The following is an 18,073-nucleotide window of genomic DNA, read 5'->3' as shown; positions in this document are numbered from 1 at the left end:
GTAACATTCGCGATTGGGCTCCTCGGCGAAATCAACGCAAGAGGACGCAACGCAATCGCAATGGAGGCACAGTGATCAGGTTTCTGCACACCGCGGACTGGCAGATCGGCACGCAATTCGGTCAGTTCGAACCGGACGAGGCCGCGCATCTCGCGCAGGCGCGCTTCGACACGGTGCGCCGCATCGCCGAAGAAGCGGCCGCGCGCAACGTCGACGCGGTGCTCGTCGCGGGCGACGTGTTCGATCTGCAGACGGTGTCGGACACCGTGATCCGACGTTTGTTCGCCGCGCTGCAAGCGTTTTCCGGAGCGTGGGTCATGCTGCCGGGCAATCACGACGCGGCGCTCGTCGAAAGCGTGTGGACCCGCGCGCAGCGGCTCGATTGCGTGCCGCCGAACGTGCGCCTCGTGCTCGAAGCCGGCGTCGTGCTGCTCGACGCGTGCCGTTGCGCGCTGCTGTGCGCGCCGCTCACGCAGCGCATCACCTACGACGACACCACCGCGTTCTTCGATTCCACCGATACTCCGCCCGGCTATCACCGCGTGGGGCTCGCGCATGGCAGCGTCGGCGGCATTCTGCAAGACGGCATCGACTCGTCGAATCCGATCGCGCCGACGCGCGCCGCCAGTGCGCGGCTCGACTATCTGGCGCTCGGCGACTGGCACGGCCATCTGCGCGTCGACGAACGCACGTGGTATGCGGGCACGCACGAGCAGGACCGTTTCCGCGCGAACGAGCCGGGCTTCGTGCTCGACGTTACCGTCAGCGATCCCGGCGCGGTGCCGCAGGTCGACGCGGTGCGGGTCGGGCAATACCGGTGGCATCGCTGGGACGAGACGATTTCGGTGCCGACCGATGTCGATGCATTGAAAACCCGCCTCGCCGAACGCGGCGCGAATGACGTGCTGCGCATCGAGGTCGGCGGCACCGCGGCGCTCGCCGATGCCGAGGCGCTGCATGTCGCGGTCGAACAGGCGCGCGCCCGCGTGCGCGCGTTGCGTGCCGATCTGGGCAGTCTGCACGTGCTGCCGACCGCCGACGATCTCGCCGAACTCGGCGCGCAAAGCGGCTATCTCGCGAAGGTGGTGGCGCGGCTGCGCGGCCTGCAGGAAGACGCGCAGGCCGATCCGCAAGAGGCGCGGCGCGCGGCCGAGGCGTTGCTGCTGCTGGCGCGTTTTCAGCGCGACCAGCGGCAACGCGATTCGCAGGCCGCACCACCCGCGCAGACGCGCGAGCGGCAGCAACCTGAAGCGCCGCGTGAAGGAGCCCCCGCATGAAGCTGCAACGTATCGCGATTCAGGAATTCAGGCAGTTCGGCGGGCAGATCGTGATCGACGATCTGCAGCCCGGTCTCAATCTGTTCATCGGCCCGAACGAGGCCGGCAAAAGCACGATTGCCGAGGCGGTGCGCACGGTGTTCCTCGAACGCTACAAGGCGTCGCATCTGAAAGACCTGTTGCCGTGGGGGCTCGCGAGCGGGCAGCCGTCGGTCGAGGTCAGCTTCGAGCTCGATGGTGTGACGTGCCGTCTGTCGAAGCAGTTCGTGTCGCGTCAGCGTTGCGAGCTGAGGATCGGCCAGGCCGTGTATAGCGAGGACGAAGCCGAAGACAAGCTCGCCGCGCTGCTCGGCTTCTCGCGCGCGGCGCGCGGTCCGATGAAAGCCGAGAACGCCGGCGTGCCGGGTCTGTTGTGGGTGCAGCAAGGCGGCACGCAGGAGATGCGCGATTCGACCGGGCACGCGGCGCAGTATCTGCGCGACGCGCTCACGCAACTGTCGGGCGGCCGCGAAGCGGGCGGCGAGGACGCGCTGATCGCGGCCGTGCAGCGCGAGCTGCGGCAACTGCTGACCGCGCGCACGCAGAAGTCGACCGGGCCGCTCGCCGAGGCGGAGCAGAAGCTCGCCTCGCTGATCGCGAGCCGCGACGAGCTGCAACAGCAGCGCCAGCAGTTCGACGACAACATCGCGCGCCTCGCCGCCCAACAGCAGGCATTCGACGACGCCGAGCGCAGGCGTCCGTGGGAGCTTCACGAGCAGAAGGCCGCGCTCGCGCAGCAACGTGCCGCGGCGGTCGAACAACTCGAACGCGGTCTCGAAGGGCTCGCGCAGTCGCTGAAGATCGGCGAGGCCGAACTCGCGTTGTCGGTGCAGCAGGAGCAGGGCGCGCTCGAACTGGAGGCGGCCATCGCGCGCGAACGCGAGCAGCTCGACGCGGCGCGCGCCGAGGTCGCGGCCGCGCAAACCGCGCATGCGCAGGCGCAAAGCCGTGTGGCGCAGTTCGAGCAGGCAGCGGGCGAGGCGAACCGCGCGCTCGAACTCGCGAACGCGGCCGTGACCGCCGCCGATCTGCGCAGCCAGGTCGATTTCTATCGGGCGGAGGGCCAGCGGCTCGAAGCGTCGATCGGCGAGGCGGACAAGGCGAACGCGGCGGTGTTGCAGGCCGCGCGAGACGCGGCGGCGCTCGAACTCGACGACGCGCAGTTCAAGCGCCTCGTCGCGCTCGACGGCGAACTGACCGTGCTGCGCGCGCGGACCGAAGCGGCGATGACGCGCATCGAGTACAGCTTGAATGGCGAATTGAGCGTCGGCGATCAGACGATCAGCGGCACGGGCGTGCTGCATGTCGACGATGAAAAGCGCATTGGTCTCGGGAAGCTCGGCGAATTGCGCGTGATTCCGGGCGTGTCCGATCTGTCCGCACGGTTGTCTGAGCTGGCGTCGCTCGAGGCGAAGTACGCGCAGTTGCTGCGGTCGCTCGGCGTCGCGTCGGTGGGCGATGCGCAGGCGCGTCACGAGCAATGGAAAACGCTGGTCGCGCAACAGAAGAGCCAGGCGAGGATTCTCGAGGTGCACGCGCCGCAAGGCATCGATGCGTTGCGCGCGGCGCTGGCATCGACGGCGGCGCGCTTGCAGGCGTCGAGCGAGCGCCTTGCCAGTCTGCCCGACGTGTCCGCGGCGGCACCGCTCGACGACGCGCGCCGCAACGCCGACATCGCGCGCGACGCGTTGGAGACCGCGCGCAAGGTGCTCGCGCAGGCGGCGGGCGCGCAATCCAGCGGCGTTGCGAAGGCCGATTCGCTCACGGCGCAGTTGCAGCGCAAAGAAGCTCAGCTGCACGACGAAGCGTTTCGGCGCAACCGCGCGCAATGGCAGGCGCATATCGTCGAGCAACGCGTCAAGGTCGATGCGCTGAAGAACCAGCGCGGCGAGCGCGAGCGCGAACTCGATGCGGCGCGTCTGGACGACCCCGTGGCGGAGGCGAAGCGCTATCGCGCATCGGCGGACCTCGCGCGCAACGAGCAGCACGAGCGTCAACTGCGGATCGCGGAGCTGCGTAGCCAGCTCGAAACGATGGGCGCATCGGGCCTCGGCGAACGGCTTGCCGCGCTCGAAGCCCAGGTCGAGCAGGCCACGCGTCGCAAGGACGAACTGCGCCTGCGCGCGAGCGCGCTGAGTCTGCTCGACGAAGTGCTGGTCGACGAACGCGACGCCGCGCTCGCCCAACTGCGTGCGCCGTTGACCGAGCGGGTCGGTCACTACCTGAAGCGGCTTTTTCCGCAGTCGAGCCTCGCGCTCGGCGACGATCTGATTCCGGCGATGCTCGATCGCGACGGCCGCGCGGAACTGCTCGATGCGCTCAGCTTCGGCACGCGCGAACAGCTCGGCATCCTGACGCGGCTCGCGTATGCGGATCTCTTGCAGGCCTCAGGCCGGCCGACTCTGCTGATGCTCGACGATGCCGCGGTACACACCGATGCCGCGCGCCGCGACGCGCTCAAACGCGCGTTGATCGACGCGGCGACGCGGCATCAGATTCTGGTGTTCACGTGCCATCCGGAGTTGTGGGACGACCTGGGCGTCAGGCAGCGGGCGGTGCAGGATCTGAAGGTGGCGTGAGCGGGGCGGGCCGGTACCACCCGGTACGGTCCGCTTACTCGTACCACCGCGGCGTGTACACCCACTGCGCGCCGTGATGACCGCAAGCGAATCTTCTCGTCAGCGACGACCCGACGATCACCATCGTGCGCATATCCACATCGGCCGAGCGAAGCTCGCCGAGCGTCAGCGTGCGCAGCGTGCCGCCGGGCCGGCCGATATCGCGACCCAGCACCACCTGGGTCGATGGCACGCGATACTCCCGCACGATGTCGAGTGCCTGGTCGAGTTGCCACGGACGCGCGCGCGAAATCGGGTTGTAGAACGCCATCACGAGATCGGCTTGCGCCGCATGGCGCAGGCGGGTTTCGATGATCGTCCACGGCTTCAGGTTGTCCGACAGCGACAGCATGCAGAAGTCGTGGCCGAGCGGCGCGCCGGCCTGCGCGGCGGTCGCGAGCGCGGCCGACACGCCCGGCACGATCGATAGTTCGACGGCCGCCCATGCGTCGTTCCGGGAAGCTTCGAGCGCTTCGAGCACGGCGGCTGCCATCGCGAACACGCCGGGGTCGCCCGACGACACCATCACGACCGAGCGGCCTTCGCTCGCGAGCTCGAACGCGTGCCGCGCGCGCTGCATTTCCTCGCGATTGTCGGTGCCGTGCACGCGCTGACCGGCGCGCAGCGGGCCGGCCATTTTCACGTAGGTGTCGTAGCCGAGGATGTCGGTCGCTTCGTTCAACGCGGTGCGCGCGGCCGGGACCATCAGATCGGCCCGGCCGGGGCCGAGGCCGATCACGGTCAGACGGCCGCGGGCACGGCCGAGCGTCGCGGGGTCGATGGCGAGCGGGGAGAGGGCGAGCGCGACGTTGGGGTGTGCGCCGTCGTGCAACGTTTCGTGGGGGACGCGTAGCGCTGTATGCAGCAACCTTGCGGCACTCGATTCGCCCGGTTCGGCGCTGGCATCGGCGAAGCGCAGCGGCACCTCGAGAAGCCTTGCCGCTTGCGCAAGCGCCGGGTCGGCCATGCTCGTCGATGGCGCGAGCAAGGCCGCAAGCGAAAGCATTGCGAGACCCTGCGCGTTCAGTGCCGCGCGCACGTGCGCGACGATCGCGTCGGCGGCATCGGCATCGTCGCTGGCGACAGCCGCCACCACACTGCGCGGATGAATCACGAGTTCGTCTTCACGCCCATCCCACGCGCGCGGCGTCACGCGAATCGCGAGACGCGCCGACGCCGAGCGCGGCAGTTGCGCGTCGTCGAGCCACGGCGCGTCGCCTTCGATGCGCGTGCTTTCGCCCGCGAGCAGATCCGACACGAAGCGCTTGCCCTGACCCAGGTCGGCGAGCGCATAGCCATCGGGCGGATTGAGCACGCAGGTGCCGAAGCGCAGCTCGCCGCTCGTCGTGATCGCGGGCTGTACGGCCAACGCCGCGGCGATGTCGCGCGCCATCACGTTGACGCCCGCGAGGCCGCCGAGCAGCGGCACGACCGCGCTGCCGTCCTCGGCGACCGCGAGCACCGGCGGCTCGGCGCCTTTGTTCGACAGCAGCGGCGCGAGGCAGCGAATCACGATGCCGGCCGCGCACAGCGCGACGATCGGCGTGCCGCGCGCATACAGCTCGCGCAGATGCGCGCCGAGTTCGCTGTACGAGACGTCGGCGTCGGCGCGCCCCTGCAGCGCATGGACCTGGCAGTCCGCGGCAACGCCGGCCGCGGCATGCGCGCCGCGCTCGACATACGACGCCTGAATCCGCCGCGCGGTCGCAAGCGCGCCCGTGCCGAGAATCACGATGGCGGGCGCGTTCATCCTTGCCATTTTTGCCCCGGCACGACCAGCAGTGAGAAATACGGCGACGCCATCGGATCGACTTCCGCGAGCGGCACGATGCGCTGATTTCGCATCGTCGCGCGTTCGACGTACAGCGCGCGCTGCGCGAGTCCGAGTTCGTCGAGCACGCGCCGTACCTTGTCGAAATTGCGGCCGAGTTTCATGATGACCGCCGCGTCGGCGTCGGCCAGACGGCGGCGCAATTCATCTTCGGGCAGCACGCCCGACAGCACCGACAAGCTCTGGTTGCGATAGACGAGCGGCGCGCCGAGCACCGCCGCGCCGCCGAGCATCGAGCACACGCCGGGCACCACCTCACTGTCGTAGCGCGCCGCGAGCCGGTCGTGCAGATACATGTACGAGCCATAGAAGAACGGATCGCCTTCGCAGATCACCGCGACGTCGCGGCCCGCGTCGAGATGGCCTGCGACGATTTCGGCGGCGGTGTCATAGAAGTCCGCGATGATCGCTTCGTACGACAGCGGTGGTTCGAGTGCTTCGGTGGTGACCGGATAGACGAGCGGCAGATGCTGCTGCGCGTCGTGCAGATACGCCTCGATGATGCCGAACGCGTTGCCCTTCTTACCCTTCGCGACGAAATATGCGACCACGGGCGCCGCTTTGAGCAGCCGCAGCGCCTTCAACGTCAGCAATTCCGGGTCACCGGGACCGACGCCGATGCCGTACAGCCGTCCGCGACTCGTTAGCTGGCTCGCCATTTATTCGACCTCCGTCGCAAGCGCGTTGACCGCGGCGGCGGCCATCGCGCTGCCGCCGCGCCGTCCGTGCACGACCACATAGGGGACGCCGCGGCTGTTTTGCGCGAGGGTCGCTTTCGATTCCGCCGCGCCGACGAAGCCGACCGGAAAGCCGAGAATCAGCGCCGGCTTCTGCGCGCCGGCATCGAGCATGTCGAGCAGATGAAACAGCGCGGTCGGCGCATTGCCGATCACGACGACGCTGCCCGCCAGATGCGGGCGCCACAATTCGAGCGCGGCGGCCGAGCGCGTGTTGCCGATTTCGCGCGCGAGCGCGGGCACGTCCGGGTGCGTGAGCGTGCAGATCACTTCGTTGTTCGCGGCCAGCCGCGCGCGCGTGATGCCTTGCGCGACCATGCCCGCATCGCACAGGATCGGCGCGCCTTGCGCGAGCGCGCGGCGGCCCGCGCTGCCGGCGCCGTCGGAGAACGCGAGGTCGTCGATCACGTCGACCATGCCGCACGCGTGGATCACGCGCACCGCGAGCTTTTCGAGGTCGGCGGGGATGCGCGCGAGGTCCGCCTCCGCGCGGATCGTCGCGAACGATTGGCGATAGATCTCCTGACCGTCGCGAATGTAATCAAGCATGTGGAGTACTCCGGGCGAGGCGCGCGAGCAGCGCGGCGGCCTCGTCGATCGTCAGTTGGGGCGCGACGCATTGGCCGAAGCCGGGGCGGCCGTCGCGTCGATAAAGGTCGTAGAGGCCGGGCGCGGCGGCGAGCAGCGTGTAGGGCGCGCGATGGGCGGCCGCGCAGGAGCGCGGACAGCCCGTCAGATGCACGTCGACGCCGGCGGGTAAGCGCTCGGCGAGTTGCAGCGCGTCGGTCTTGGTGTCGGCGAGGCCCTTCGCGCAGCCGGCCGAACCGGCGCAGGCGATCACGTGCGTGATGGCCTGCGCGGGATCGCACGCGAGACCGAGTGCGATCAGCTTCGCGAGCACGGCGGGCACCGCCGTCGTCGCGATGTCGGGCAGCAGCACGCTTTGCCATGGCGTCGCGTGCAACCTGCCGTTGCCGTGTTTTTGCGCGAGCGCAGCCAGGGCGCGCAGCGTGGCCGCATCGACCCGGCCGAGCGGTGGTTGGCCGCCGACATGCGACGTGCCGTCGCCGCGCTGCGCGTGCGCGCCGAGCCGCAGCGATGGGTCGGCGACGATGTGTCGTTGCCAGTGGCTCAGCGATGCGTTGCGCGCGAGCGGGAAATCGACGTAGCGCTGCGCGTGCTGCAGCAGCGCGTCGGCGCAATGCGTGGCGAGCAGGTCGCGCATGCGGGTCGCGTCGGCTGCGGCGAGGTCGAGGAACGTGTGCAGCAACGCGCGCAGGAGCGCAGGCACGCGCGACGGCGGCACCGCCGCGAGCGCGCCCGTGCCGTTGGAATCGCGATGGTCGCGTGGGTTAGAGTTTTCGCCTGCCGGAGCCGGGCACCCCGCGAGGCCGAACACGAAGCGCACGCCTTCTTCGTCAGCCGACGCCGCGAGCCACACGTCATGCGGATGATCGACCCGCGCAAGCTGTTCGCCGCCGTCGAGCAGCAGCGCGAATTTCGGCGACAACGCTACGAAACGCGCATCGCCTTGCAGCAGCGTCAGCAGTTCTGCGCACAGCGGCGTCGTGTCGATCAGCGCGTGCGGATCGCGGCCGGCGGCGGGGCTGATCATCACGTTGCGGACGTCGTCGGCGGAACTGAGCGCGCCGGCCGGTCCAAGCCCCGCGCCGATCAGCGCCGCGCTCAATGCCGCTTCGTGTCCGTTACGCACGCCGCGCAGTTGCAGATTCGCGCGATTGGTCAGCTCGGCGACGCCGTTCGCGTGCCGCGTGCTCGCATCGGCGATCGCGCGTGCCTGCGCCGCGCTCAGCACGCCGCCGGGCAGTTTGATGCGGCAGATGCCGCCGTCGCGCGCGGGGACGATGCGCAGCAATCCCGGACATGCCGAGGACCGCGGTGTCGTGACCGCGTGGGACGAAACGGTGGGAGGCGAAGCTCGATTCAAAGGGGCACCGGGTTTAGCGTCGCGCGACGGCATGGCTGCGGCCTCGCTGCATGCTGCCCGACGAGGGCCGGCGTGAACTGTGCGGCCGAAAGGCGCTTCGGGCTGACCGTGGGCAATGAAAGCGGCCATTATATCTTTACGCTGTGGCCGCAGCGCCTGTTTGCCGGCCATCGCGCGATGCCGGTGATCCCGGCAGCATGGCGCTCCGCCGCGAAGCCGCGGGCCGCATGGCGGCGGTATCATGCCGACTTTCGCAACCCGCGCTCCGAGCCTGCGCAAAGCCGCATGCGTGAGCCGGTGCAATCGCTAAAGAATCGACGCAACTGATGAGGATGGATGCATGCCGGCATGGCTGACCGTAGTGGGCATTGGCGACGACGGCTTCGCCGGTTTGGGGCGGCCCGCGCGGCGTGCGTTGCTGGGCGCGTCGGTCGTGTACGGCGGCGAGCGCCATCTGGCGATGCTGCCCGCGCGGCTCGCCGCGCGCCGTGCCGCGTGGTCGCGTCCGTTCGATCTCGCGCCGTTGCTCGCCGAGCGTCCGCACGCGGTGTGCGTGCTCGCGAGCGGCGACCCGATGCTGTTCGGCGTCGGCGCGACGCTCGCGCGGCAGTTGCCGGCCGGCGAGCTGCGCGTGCTGCCGGCGCCGTCGTCGTTGTCGCTCGCGGCCGCGCGGCTCGGCTGGCCGTTGCAGGATGTCGCGACCGTCTCGCTGGTCGGCCGACCGCTTGCCGTGCTGAATGCGCATCTGCGTGACGGCGCGCGCCTGTTCGTGCTGAGCGCGGACGGGCGCACGCCCGCGGCACTCGCGGCCTCGCTCGATGCGCGCGGTTTCGGCGCGACTGCCATGACCGTGCTCGAACATCTGGGCGGTGCACGCGAACGGCGTGTCGATGGCCGCGCGGATCAATGGCCGGCCGGCGAGATGGCCGCGCTCAATCTGATCGCGCTCGAGTGCCGCGCGTCGGCGCATGCGCCGCGTCTGCCGCTGACCTGCGGTTTGCCCGACGACGCCTTTATCCACGACGGCCAGTTGACCAAGCGCGACGTGCGCGTCATCACGCTCGCGCGCCTCGCGCCCGCGCCCGGCGAGTTGCTGTGGGACGTCGGCGCGGGCAGCGGTTCGATCGGAATCGAATGGATGCGCGCGCATCCCACGTGTCGCGCGATCGCGATCGAAGCGAACGAAGCGCGGCAGCGCTTCATCGAACAGAATCGCGATGCTTTGGGCGTGCCCGGGCTGCAACTCGTGGCCGGCCGCGCGCCCGACGCGTTGCGGGGACTGCCGGCGCCGCACGCGGTGTTCATCGGCGGTGGGGTGACCGAGCCTGACGTGCTCGACACCTGTTGGACACAACTGCGCGACGGCGGCCGGCTCGTCGCGAACGCGGTGACGCTGCAAGGCGAGGCGGTGCTCGCCGCATGGCGCGAGCGGCATGGCGGTACGCTGACGCGCATCGGGCTCGCTCACGCGCAACCGCTCGGCGGCTTCGATACGTGGCGCCAGGCGTTGCCGATCACACTGCTCGACGTGACCAAACCCGCCAAACCATCGGCCGATTCGTGATGCGCGACGAGACTCCCGAGCAGCCGGCGCCGCTGCGCAGCGGCTATACGACCGGCAGTTGCGCGACCGCGACGTCGCTCGCGGCCGCTCGTCTACTGCTGGCGGGCGAGGTCAGTGAGGTCGCGGAGATCGTGTTGCCGAAGGGCCAGCATGTGCCGATGCGGCTCACGTTCTGCCGGCTTGCCGCGCTGGACGGCGAGCGGATCGCCGAAGCCGGCACGATCAAGGATGCCGGCGACGATCCCGACGTGACCCACGGCGCGCTCGTGTTCGCACGCGTGCGCCTCGTGCCCGGGCCCGGTGTGATCTTTCGCGCGGGGCCGGGCGTCGGCACGGTCACGCGCGCGGGGCTCACGCTGCCGGTCGGCGAACCGGCGATCAATCCGGTCCCGCGCCAGATGATCACGCAGCACCTCGTCGAACTCGCCGCGCGCCACGCGTATCGCGGCGGCTTCGAAGTGACGCTCGGCGTCGAAGGCGGCGAAGCGCTCGCGCTGAAAACGATGAACCCGCGACTCGGGATCGTCGGTGGGCTGTCGATACTCGGCACCACCGGCATCGTGCGGCCGTTTTCGTGCTCCGCGTATATCGCGTCGATCCACCAGGGCATCGACGTCGCGCTCGCGAACGGCTATACGCACGTGGCCGCCTGCACCGGCAACGCGAGCGAGGACGCGATGCGCGCGCACTACGGCCTGCCCGATATCGCGCTGATCGAAATGGGCGATTTTGTCGGCGCGGTGCTCAAGCATGTGAAGCGCGCGCCGGTCGAGCGACTGAGCATTTGCGGCGGCTTCGGCAAGCTCAGCAAGCTCGCGGCCGGCCATCTCGATCTGCATAGCCGCAACTCCAGCATCGATCTCGAACAACTCGCCGCCTGGGCTGCCGCACATGGCGCCGACGCCGCGCTGCAAGCGGCGATGCGCGCGGCCAACACGAGCCAGCAGGCGCTCGCGCTCGCTCACGCGCGGCAGGTGCCGCTCGGCGATATCGTCTGTCAGCACGCGTTGGCCGTTGCTCGCGATATCGTGCCGCCGCAGGTCAACGTCGAAATCTTCGCGATCGACCGGCAGGGCAACATCGTCGGAGTCGCGCGGTGACGCGCATCCTGCTGCTCGGCGGCACCGGCGACGCGCTGAAGATCGCGCGCCAACTCGGTCCCGCGCATGTGTACAGTCTCGCGGGACTCGGCAAGGTCCCCGACGACTTGAAGTGCGCGGTGCGCGTCGGCGGTTTCGGCGGCAGCGCGGGTCTGGCGCGTTACCTCGCGAGCGAAGCGATCGGCCTCGTGATCGACGCGACGCATCCGTACGCGGCGCGGATCAGCGCGAATGCCGTAGACGCGTGCCGCGCGGCGAAGCTGCCGTGCTGGGCGCTGCGGCGTCCAGCGTGGCAGCCGCAAGCCGGCGACGACTGGCGCATGGTCGATGACTGGAACGAACTGATCGACACGCTCGCGCCGTTCAGGCGGCCGCTTTTCACGCTCGGGCGCGAACCGCTCGCGCATCTCGACGAGATTGCGCCGCATCAATTCTGGACCGTGCGCGTGCTCGATTCGCATCCGGACACCGCGCGCTCGCGCGTCCTCGCGGCGCGCGGACCGTTCACGCTCGACGGCGAACGCGCGCTGTTCGCGCTGCAGGCGTTCGACGTCGTCGTCAGCAAGAACAGCGGCGGCGGCGCGACCGAGGCGAAGCTCGAGGTCGCGCGCGAACGCGGCTTGCCGGTGATCATGCTGCGACGGCCGGTGTTGCCCGAGGTCGATCGCGAGTTCGCCAGCGTTGCCGATCTTCTCGATGCGTTGCCCGCGCAGGCGAATGCGGATTCGGGTAAGTGAGCAAATAATTGGAGTACTGAATGACAGTGTTTTTTATCGGCGCGGGTCCGGGCGACCCGGAACTGATCACGGTCAAAGGGCAGCGTCTCGTGCGCAGTTGTCCGGTGATCCTGTATGCGGGGTCGCTGGTGCCGGCCGCGGTGCTCGAAGGTCATAGCGCGCAACAGGTGATCAACACCGCGGAGCTCGATCTCGACCAGATCGTCGCGCTGCTCGCGGCGGCGCACGCGAAGGGCCAGCATGTCGCGCGCGTGCATTCGGGCGATCCGTCGCTGTACGGTGCGATCGGCGAGCAGATCCGCCGTTTGCGCGAGCTGGCCATTCCTTACGAAATCGTGCCCGGCGTGACCGCGACGGCCGCATGCGCGGCGGCGCTCGGCTGCGAGTTGACGCTGCCCGGCGTGTCGCAGACGCTGATCCTCACGCGCTACGCGAGCAAGACGTCGATGCCCGAAGGCGAGCAACTGGGCGATCTCGCGCGGCATCGCGCGACGCTGGCGATTCACCTCGGCGTGCGGCATCTCGCGCGCATCGTCGATGAGTTGCGGCCGCATTACGGCGGCGCGTGTCCGATCGCCGTGATCTATCGCGCGAGCTGGCCCGACGAGGAAAAGATCACTGGCACGCTCGACGATATCGTCGCGAAGGTGCAGGGCAGCGCGATCGAGCGCACCGCGCTGATTCTGGTCGGCCAGGTGCTGGCCGCCGAAGGGTTCGCCGATTCGACGCTGTATGCGAAGGGCAGTTGACGGGGCCGTGAAAGCCTTTCTGGCGTCAGGAAGTGTCGATCGCGCCGCGATTCATGCGCGAACCGCGGCACAGGTGCGTGATTTCTTCGCGGCGACGCTGCCGGCGGGCGGCTCATAGCGCTCGCGAACGCAAGTGGTTCGCGACGCCGCGCCACTCAGTCCTCGAGCGGCGACAAGGCCTTGAGTGGTGCCGGCTTGTCGTCGCCGAATCGGATCGTTGGGACCAGCGCGAGCAGCGCGACCACGAATAGCGCGATCACGAACATCGACACGAAGGTCAGATGCAGCGACTGGTGCAGCACGAGCCGGACCAGATCGCTGTCGCCGAGATCGGCGGCGCGGTTCTGCAGCAGCGCCTTCAGCTGATCCGACGTGACCGTCGCGACGCCCTGCGAATGACTGAGCCCGAAGTTCAGCACCGCGCCGAACAGCGTCGCGCCGAGCGTGCTGCCGAGATTGCGCGAAAACAGGTTCGACGCGGTCGCGCTGCCGCGTTCGTCCATCCTGACGATCTCCTGGATCAGCACGAGCGAACTGACGCTCGACGTCCCCATGCCAAAGCCCATGATCAGCGACGCGAACCCGGCGACGAGCGGCGACGCGCCCGGCGACAGCAACAGCAGCAGCACCGCGCCGAGCGGCACGAACGCGCTGCCGCAGATCAGGATGCGCCGCAAGCCGAGCCGGTGAAACGACTTCGCCGCGAACGTCGCGCCGGTGGGCCAGCCGACCATCATCATCGTCAGTGCGAGGCCGGCCACCACGGGCGAACGATGCAGCACGCCCTGCACGTACATCGGCAGGAACGTGGTCGCGCCCATCAGGATCATGCCGGCCAGCACCGTCGCGCTGTTGCATGCGGCGATCGGGCGGCGGCTCCATAGCGCGAACGAGATCATCGGTTCGGCCGCGCGACGCTCCTGCCGCACGAACAGCAGCACGCACAGCACGAAGACGCCGCCTGCGAACGAGGCTGGCGCCAACGCGTCGTCGCCGGCGTAGGTCAGCGCCATCATCAGCGCTGCGATCGCGGCCATGAACAGCGCGGCGCCGGCGAAGTCGATGGACGGCCGCGCGTGCCGTTCCGATTCGCGCAGGAACGCGATGAAGCCCGCCGCCGACGCGAGCCCGATCGGCACGTTCATCCAGAAGATCCACGCCCACGACAGGTTGTGAATGATGAAGCCGCCGACCATCGGACCCACGACCGCCGAAATCGCCCACACGCTCGCGAGATAACCCTGCACCTTGCCGCGTTCGCGCGCCGGGTACAGATCGGCGACGACGGTCAGCGTGACCGGCTGGATCGCGCCCGCGCCGATCCCCTGGACCAGGCGGAACACGATCATCGCCGGCATCGACCACGCGAAGCCGGAGAGCACCGAGCCGACGAGGAAGATCGCGATGCCCGCGAGGATCACGGGCTTGCGCCCATAGAGGTCGGCGAGCTTGCCGAACACCACGGTCATCGCGGTCTGCGTGAGCAGGAACGACGAGAACACCCAACTGTATAAATGCAGGTCGCCGAGTTGCGAGACGATCTGCGGCATCGCGGTCGACACGATGGTCGCTTCGATCGCGACCATCGCCATCGAGGCCATCACGGCGGCGATCACGAGCGGGCGCGAAGATTGAATATTGCGGGACATGAAGGGCGTAGTATCGATATGTTGAATGCGTCGACGGCCCGGAGGAGGCCTTGCTGCGACGCATCGGCGCGGCCGCGCGCGGCGGCCGCTCAGGAGTATGCACCTTGCGCAGAATGCGTGCTCGCGCCCGGGCAGCCGGCGAGCCGGCCGGATTGGGCACGACCGTTGCGTATTCGGATTTCCCTTTGACACACGGAGGACAATCATGAGGATCGAATTCACCGGACGCCGGGAAGTGGTGGCTGCTGCGCGCGTCGCCTACGAGGCCAATGTGGACGGGAAGGACGTATGGTGCAGCGTGTCGCTCGACGCGCTCAATGACCATTTCGGCAATGGCAGCCTCGGCAACGGCGCCCCGTCTGCTCACGATCTGGTGGGAGCGTTCGAGGCGAACCGCGCCCGCATTGAAAATGCTACGCGGCGGGTGCTCGAACGCAACGGGGGACGGTCCGTGGAGCTCGAGACGCGCGACTTCGATTGAGCGACCCGCTTGCTTGTATCGGGTCAAGCGATTCGTGCCGCGGTGGAAAGGACTCTTCCATCGCGGCGACTATATCCGCGATGTCGGCGCGGCTACCGTATCGACGCACACACCGCTTAACGCGTGTGAGCGAGAGAGTTGGACCCGGCTGCCGGCAGCCGGGTCTTTTTTTATGGCGCGTGCGAGCACGCCATTATTTCGCTGGCAATTCGCCGCAGGAGCGTGCGACGATTAGCACGGTGATTCGCGCGACGATTGAAAGGCTGCGGTATAGTCGCGGCAACTTTAAATCCGTCTCTTCGATTCTCTGGAGAATATCGTGCAGGAAATCATCGAAGGTCTGATCCGCTTTCAACGCGAGGTCTTTCCACAGCAAAGCGCGCTCTTCAAGCGTTTGTCGACCGCGCAGAATCCCAGCACGCTCTTCGTGACGTGTTCGGACAGCCGCGTGGTGCCGGAATTGCTGACGCAGACCGAACCGGGGTCGCTGTTCGTGATCCGCAATGCGGGCAACATCGTGCCGTCGTACGGTCCGGAGCCGGGCGGCGTGTCGGCGACCGTCGAATATGCGATTGCCGTGCTCGGCGTGACCGACATCGTGATCTGCGGCCATTCGAACTGCGGCGCGATGACGGCGATCTCGTGCTGCACGAATCTGGAGCACATGCCGGCGGTCGCGAGCTGGCTGCGTCACGCGGATGCGGCGAAGGCGATCAACGCGTCGCGCCACTACGGCTCGGATGCGGAGCGTCTCGAGGCGCTGGTCAAGGACAACGTGATCGCGCAGCTCAGCAACATCCGCACGCATCCGTCGGTGGCGGTCGGACTCGTGAACAAGACGCTGCGGCTGCATGGCTGGATCTTCAATATCGAAAGCGGTGAAATGCTTGCGCTCGATGGCAAGACCGGTAACTTCTTGCCGCTTGCGGATAATCGGGAAATTTGTGCGGGTTAAAGCGGCATTAAAACGGGTTTTTAGTTTGAAGGATTAACACTCGGCTTGCTAAAAGCCGGCGCGGCGGCACGGTTTCAACCCCACCGCGCCGCCCGCCACAACCACCTCTATCAGATCGACGTCACCAGCGAATCCGACGGCACGATCTTCAACACACCAGGGCTCTTCGCAGCCGGGTTCGACCACAGCAGATGCATGCTCGCCGCGCCCGTGCCGTGCAAGTACTCGACCTTGATCGACGCGCTCTGGTGGGCGGCGAGCTGGACCTTCCCGGTCGCGCTGCCTGGCGTCGTGCTCGTCTTGTCGATCACCTTCACGCCGTCGATCCACAGACGCGCGACGTTGTCGCTGTTGATCGTCGGCAGTTCGATCGCCGTCGCGATGCGCCGCAAGCCGGAGGAAAGGCCGCTCGTCTGAGCTGCGCTTGCGTCGCTGAAAACAGGGTCGAAGGCGGCGCCGGAAGAACCGCTTGGGACTCCGATTAAGGCGCGCGTTTGAACGGAAGAATACCCGTCGATTTCGGACACATCCCCGACCAGATCCGCCGATTCGTCGGTTGTTGGGTCTAAAAGGGAAAACACTGTCATTCGTATGGACCAAACTTTGACCAATGGGTCGGTCGATCGGTTGGAATGGGGAGCGTGCCTTGTATAGCGAACCGAGAATGATCGTGTTGATGGGCCTCGTCTTCGGCGCGGTGACGATTGGGGCCTATGTGTCACAGCTGGACAACGACTGGTCGTCCGGTCGGGACGTGAGTCTCGTCGCCGACGGCGAACGGGGTGTCAGCGCGACGGCGGCGGCGGGGCAGAGCGAAGGCCGGCCCGGCGCGGCGACGGTCGCGCCGGCAACGCGCCGCCATGCGCTGCGCGACGACGTGGCCGCCTTGCGGGCTCAGCGGGCCGCGTCGATTGGAGCGCAGGCGGGCGATGCTCTGGCCATCGCGGCGCTACAGTTCGCGCGGGAGTCGAACAAGGCGCAGCAACAGCAGCAGCCGCACCCGCAGCCGCAGCCTCAGCAGACGAGTTTGCCGCCGCAGCCTGCGGTGACTTCGAACCGGACCCAGGCGCCACCCACGGCAAAGACCGGGCACGCACACCATAGCCGCGTTGCGTCGGGTACCACGACGAAACCTCGCTCAGCGCAAAGTGTTGCGACGACATCGGGTAGTCATGCGCGGGGCGGCAGCCACCGGAAAAGTTCTACTGCCGAGCGGTCTGGGAAGAAAGCGGCCAGCGTCGTGCCAGAGATGCGGCCGTTGCCGCAATATGCAACGCAAGGCGTCGAGTCGCCATGGTCGATGCCGCGCGCGGGGCTGACCAGCCAGTCCGCAAATCAAGCGGTCGCCAGCAACGGCCCCAAAACCCGCGCCGAGGTAGAGGCCGAACTCGTGCGCGCGCGTGAGAACGGTACGATGCCCGCGTTCGGCAGACCCGAGCCATCGGGACCTGGGGCACACTGAAGCGGGCCTCGCGCCGCGTCCCCGGCAACCGTTAGATCAACGACGCGGCGAGCCGCGCGAAGGTGGCTTCGTCGGTGCGATCGAACGCAAGCGGCGTGACCGATACGCGCCCCGCCGCGACGGTTGCCGTTTCGCTGTCGGCATCGTTCTCGCGCGGGCCACGATCGAAGCGCAGCCAGTGATACGCGATGCCGCGCGGGTCGACTTCCGGCAGCACCTCGATGTCCCTGACGAGCCCGACGCCCTGGCGCGTCGGCGTCAGCGGACCTGCGTCGGCGGCATCGACGTCGGGAAAGTTGATGTTCAGGCAGGTCGGCGCCGCATGCTCGATCGCGAGCAATTGACGGATCACGCCGGGTGCGAGCGTGCGCGCGGTGTCCCAGCGCACGCGCTCGCGATCGCTGAACGCCTGGCTCAGCGCGAACGACGGCAGCCCGAGCAGCAGACCCGTCATCGCCGCGCCGACCGTGCCCGAGAACATCGTTTCGATGCCGAGGTTGCCGCCGCGATTGACGCCGGACAGCACCAGCGACGGCGGCGCCTCGCGCATCAGATGACGCACGCCCATCACGACGCAATCGCCGGGCGTGCCGGTCACGCCGAAACGGCGTTCGCCCTGGCGGCTCACGCGCAGCGGCGAATGCAGGCTGATGGAATGCGACGTACCGCTCTGGTCGTGCTCGGGCGCGACCACCCAGACTTCGTGCGCGAGCTCGGCGGCCACGGCTTCGAGCACGGCGAGGCCGGGCGCGTCGATACCGTCGTCGTTCGTCAGCAGCACTCGCGGCAGCTTGGATTCGTAAGCGGACATCGCGTCAATCTCCTGTGGCTCGGTGAATGAATCGTAGGGAAGGGACGCCCATTATCGGGCTTTCGTCGGACGCGCGTACGATGACGGTGAGCCGCCAACGACTCAGGACGACCCC

At 68.2% G+C, this 18,073-nt stretch carries 16 protein-coding genes; 9 read left to right on the top strand and 7 right to left on the bottom strand.

The window, feature by feature from the left end:
- Positions 1-71 precede the first annotated feature (71 nt).
- Positions 72-1,277 carry a DNA repair exonuclease gene (locus HDG32_RS00460; protein WP_184062364.1) on the top strand — a complete coding sequence of 402 codons (1,206 nt, stop codon included), beginning with the start codon at positions 72-74 and terminating at the stop codon, positions 1,275-1,277.
- Positions 1,274-3,895, top strand: a complete 2,622-nt coding sequence (locus HDG32_RS00455) for an AAA family ATPase (protein WP_184062362.1) — start codon at positions 1,274-1,276, stop codon at positions 3,893-3,895. The genes HDG32_RS00460 and HDG32_RS00455 overlap by 4 nt, the downstream gene beginning before the upstream one ends.
- A 34-nt stretch (positions 3,896-3,929) precedes the next feature.
- Here the strand turns inward: HDG32_RS00455 and cobJ are convergent, their stop codons facing one another.
- From cobJ to cobG, 4 genes are read right to left on the bottom strand one after another with little or no spacing between them, the layout of a single operon-like run.
- Positions 3,930-5,684, bottom strand: a complete 1,755-nt coding sequence (gene cobJ, locus HDG32_RS00450) for a precorrin-3B C(17)-methyltransferase (protein ID WP_184063322.1) — start codon at positions 5,682-5,684, stop codon at positions 3,930-3,932.
- Complete coding sequence (locus tag HDG32_RS00445; protein WP_184062360.1) at positions 5,681-6,424, bottom strand: precorrin-2 C(20)-methyltransferase; 744 nt, start codon at positions 6,422-6,424, stop codon at positions 5,681-5,683. Before HDG32_RS00445 ends, cobJ begins: the two co-directional genes overlap by 4 nt.
- Positions 6,425-7,051, bottom strand: coding sequence for a precorrin-8X methylmutase (locus tag HDG32_RS00440; RefSeq protein ID WP_184062358.1), 627 nt, complete (start codon positions 7,049-7,051; stop codon positions 6,425-6,427).
- Positions 7,044-8,483, bottom strand: coding sequence for a precorrin-3B synthase (gene cobG / locus HDG32_RS00435; RefSeq protein WP_184062356.1), 1,440 nt, complete (start codon positions 8,481-8,483; stop codon positions 7,044-7,046). Before cobG ends, HDG32_RS00440 begins: the two co-directional genes overlap by 8 nt.
- Positions 8,484-8,790: 307 nt before the next feature.
- Between cobG and cbiE the strand changes: the two genes are divergently transcribed.
- The 4 genes from cbiE to cobM are packed head-to-tail and all read left to right on the top strand — an operon-like array spanning position 8,791 to position 12,600.
- Entirely contained in the window at positions 8,791-10,014 is a 1,224-nt protein-coding gene (cbiE, locus tag HDG32_RS00430; protein WP_184062355.1) for a precorrin-6y C5,15-methyltransferase (decarboxylating) subunit CbiE, read from the top strand.
- Positions 10,014-11,114 carry a cobalt-precorrin-5B (C(1))-methyltransferase gene (locus HDG32_RS00425; RefSeq protein WP_184062353.1) on the top strand — a complete coding sequence of 367 codons (1,101 nt, stop codon included), beginning with the start codon at positions 10,014-10,016 and terminating at the stop codon, positions 11,112-11,114. Before cbiE ends, HDG32_RS00425 begins: the two co-directional genes overlap by 1 nt.
- A complete protein-coding gene (locus HDG32_RS00420) occupies positions 11,111-11,851 on the top strand; it encodes a cobalt-precorrin-6A reductase (RefSeq protein WP_184062351.1) in 741 nt (246 codons plus the stop codon). Before HDG32_RS00425 ends, HDG32_RS00420 begins: the two co-directional genes overlap by 4 nt.
- A 20-nt stretch (positions 11,852-11,871) precedes the next feature.
- Complete coding sequence (gene cobM / locus HDG32_RS00415) at positions 11,872-12,600, top strand: precorrin-4 C(11)-methyltransferase (RefSeq protein ID WP_184035399.1); 729 nt, start codon at positions 11,872-11,874, stop codon at positions 12,598-12,600.
- Between the two features lie 155 nt (positions 12,601-12,755).
- On the opposite strand, the gene HDG32_RS00410 is transcribed toward cobM, so the two are convergent.
- The gene (locus HDG32_RS00410; RefSeq protein WP_184062349.1) at positions 12,756-14,249 is read right to left on the bottom strand and encodes an MDR family MFS transporter; all 1,494 of its coding nucleotides are present in this window, start codon (positions 14,247-14,249) and stop codon (positions 12,756-12,758) included.
- Positions 14,250-14,454: 205 nt separating this feature from the next.
- Here HDG32_RS00410 and HDG32_RS00405 point away from each other — a divergent pair, with 205 nt between their 5' ends.
- Together HDG32_RS00405 and HDG32_RS00400 are read left to right on the top strand one after the other, a co-directional pair.
- Positions 14,455-14,730 carry a DUF1488 domain-containing protein gene (locus tag HDG32_RS00405; RefSeq protein ID WP_008923225.1) on the top strand — a complete coding sequence of 92 codons (276 nt, stop codon included), beginning with the start codon at positions 14,455-14,457 and terminating at the stop codon, positions 14,728-14,730.
- Between the two features lie 319 nt (positions 14,731-15,049).
- Positions 15,050-15,685: a carbonic anhydrase gene (locus tag HDG32_RS00400; RefSeq protein ID WP_184062347.1), complete on the top strand. Its 636-nt coding sequence runs from the start codon at positions 15,050-15,052 to the stop codon at positions 15,683-15,685.
- Between the two features lie 110 nt (positions 15,686-15,795).
- Here HDG32_RS00400 and HDG32_RS00395 read toward each other — a convergent pair whose 3' ends face one another.
- Positions 15,796-16,077, bottom strand: coding sequence for a PA14 domain-containing protein (locus HDG32_RS00395; protein ID WP_184062345.1), 282 nt, complete (start codon positions 16,075-16,077; stop codon positions 15,796-15,798).
- A gap of 272 nt (positions 16,078-16,349) precedes the next feature.
- Here HDG32_RS00395 and HDG32_RS00390 point away from each other — a divergent pair, with 272 nt between their 5' ends.
- Positions 16,350-17,147, top strand: coding sequence for a DUF4148 domain-containing protein (locus HDG32_RS00390; RefSeq protein ID WP_184062343.1), 798 nt, complete (start codon positions 16,350-16,352; stop codon positions 17,145-17,147).
- 31 nt (positions 17,148-17,178) lie between these two features.
- On the opposite strand, the gene surE is transcribed toward HDG32_RS00390, so the two are convergent.
- Positions 17,179-17,958, bottom strand: a complete 780-nt coding sequence (surE, locus tag HDG32_RS00385) for a 5'/3'-nucleotidase SurE (protein ID WP_090809866.1) — start codon at positions 17,956-17,958, stop codon at positions 17,179-17,181.
- Between the last annotated feature and the right edge of the window lie 115 nt (positions 17,959-18,073).

It is taken from the genome of Paraburkholderia sp. CI2 (assembly GCF_014201055.1).
GTDB classification, from domain to species: Bacteria; Pseudomonadota; Gammaproteobacteria; order Burkholderiales; family Burkholderiaceae; genus Paraburkholderia; species Paraburkholderia tuberum.
The sequence above is the reverse complement of the archived record's forward strand: the minus strand, read 5'-3'. Positions and strand labels throughout refer to the sequence as shown.

What these genes read in the sequence shown, in the direction of transcription:
- HDG32_RS00455 (WP_184062362.1), top strand. Translation starts at nt 1,274, where the DNA reads ATGAAGCTGCAACGTATCGCGATTCAGGAATTCAGGCAGTTCGGCGGG.
- cobJ (WP_184063322.1), bottom strand. Translation starts at nt 5,684, where the DNA reads ATGAACGCGCCCGCCATCGTGATTCTCGGCACGGGCGCGCTTGCGACC.
- HDG32_RS00445 (WP_184062360.1), bottom strand. Translation starts at nt 6,424, where the DNA reads ATGGCGAGCCAGCTAACGAGTCGCGGACGGCTGTACGGCATCGGCGTC.
- HDG32_RS00440 (WP_184062358.1), bottom strand. Translation starts at nt 7,051, where the DNA reads ATGCTTGATTACATTCGCGACGGTCAGGAGATCTATCGCCAATCGTTC.
- cobG (WP_184062356.1), bottom strand. Translation starts at nt 8,483, where the DNA reads ATGCCGTCGCGCGACGCTAAACCCGGTGCCCCTTTGAATCGAGCTTCG.
- cbiE (WP_184062355.1), top strand. Translation starts at nt 8,791, where the DNA reads ATGCCGGCATGGCTGACCGTAGTGGGCATTGGCGACGACGGCTTCGCC.
- HDG32_RS00425 (WP_184062353.1), top strand. Translation starts at nt 10,014, where the DNA reads ATGCGCGACGAGACTCCCGAGCAGCCGGCGCCGCTGCGCAGCGGCTAT.
- cobM (WP_184035399.1), top strand. Translation starts at nt 11,872, where the DNA reads ATGACAGTGTTTTTTATCGGCGCGGGTCCGGGCGACCCGGAACTGATC.
- HDG32_RS00410 (WP_184062349.1), bottom strand. Translation starts at nt 14,249, where the DNA reads ATGTCCCGCAATATTCAATCTTCGCGCCCGCTCGTGATCGCCGCCGTG.
- HDG32_RS00405 (WP_008923225.1), top strand. Translation starts at nt 14,455, where the DNA reads ATGAGGATCGAATTCACCGGACGCCGGGAAGTGGTGGCTGCTGCGCGC.
- HDG32_RS00390 (WP_184062343.1), top strand. Translation starts at nt 16,350, where the DNA reads ATGATCGTGTTGATGGGCCTCGTCTTCGGCGCGGTGACGATTGGGGCC.
- surE (WP_090809866.1), bottom strand. Translation starts at nt 17,958, where the DNA reads ATGTCCGCTTACGAATCCAAGCTGCCGCGAGTGCTGCTGACGAACGAC.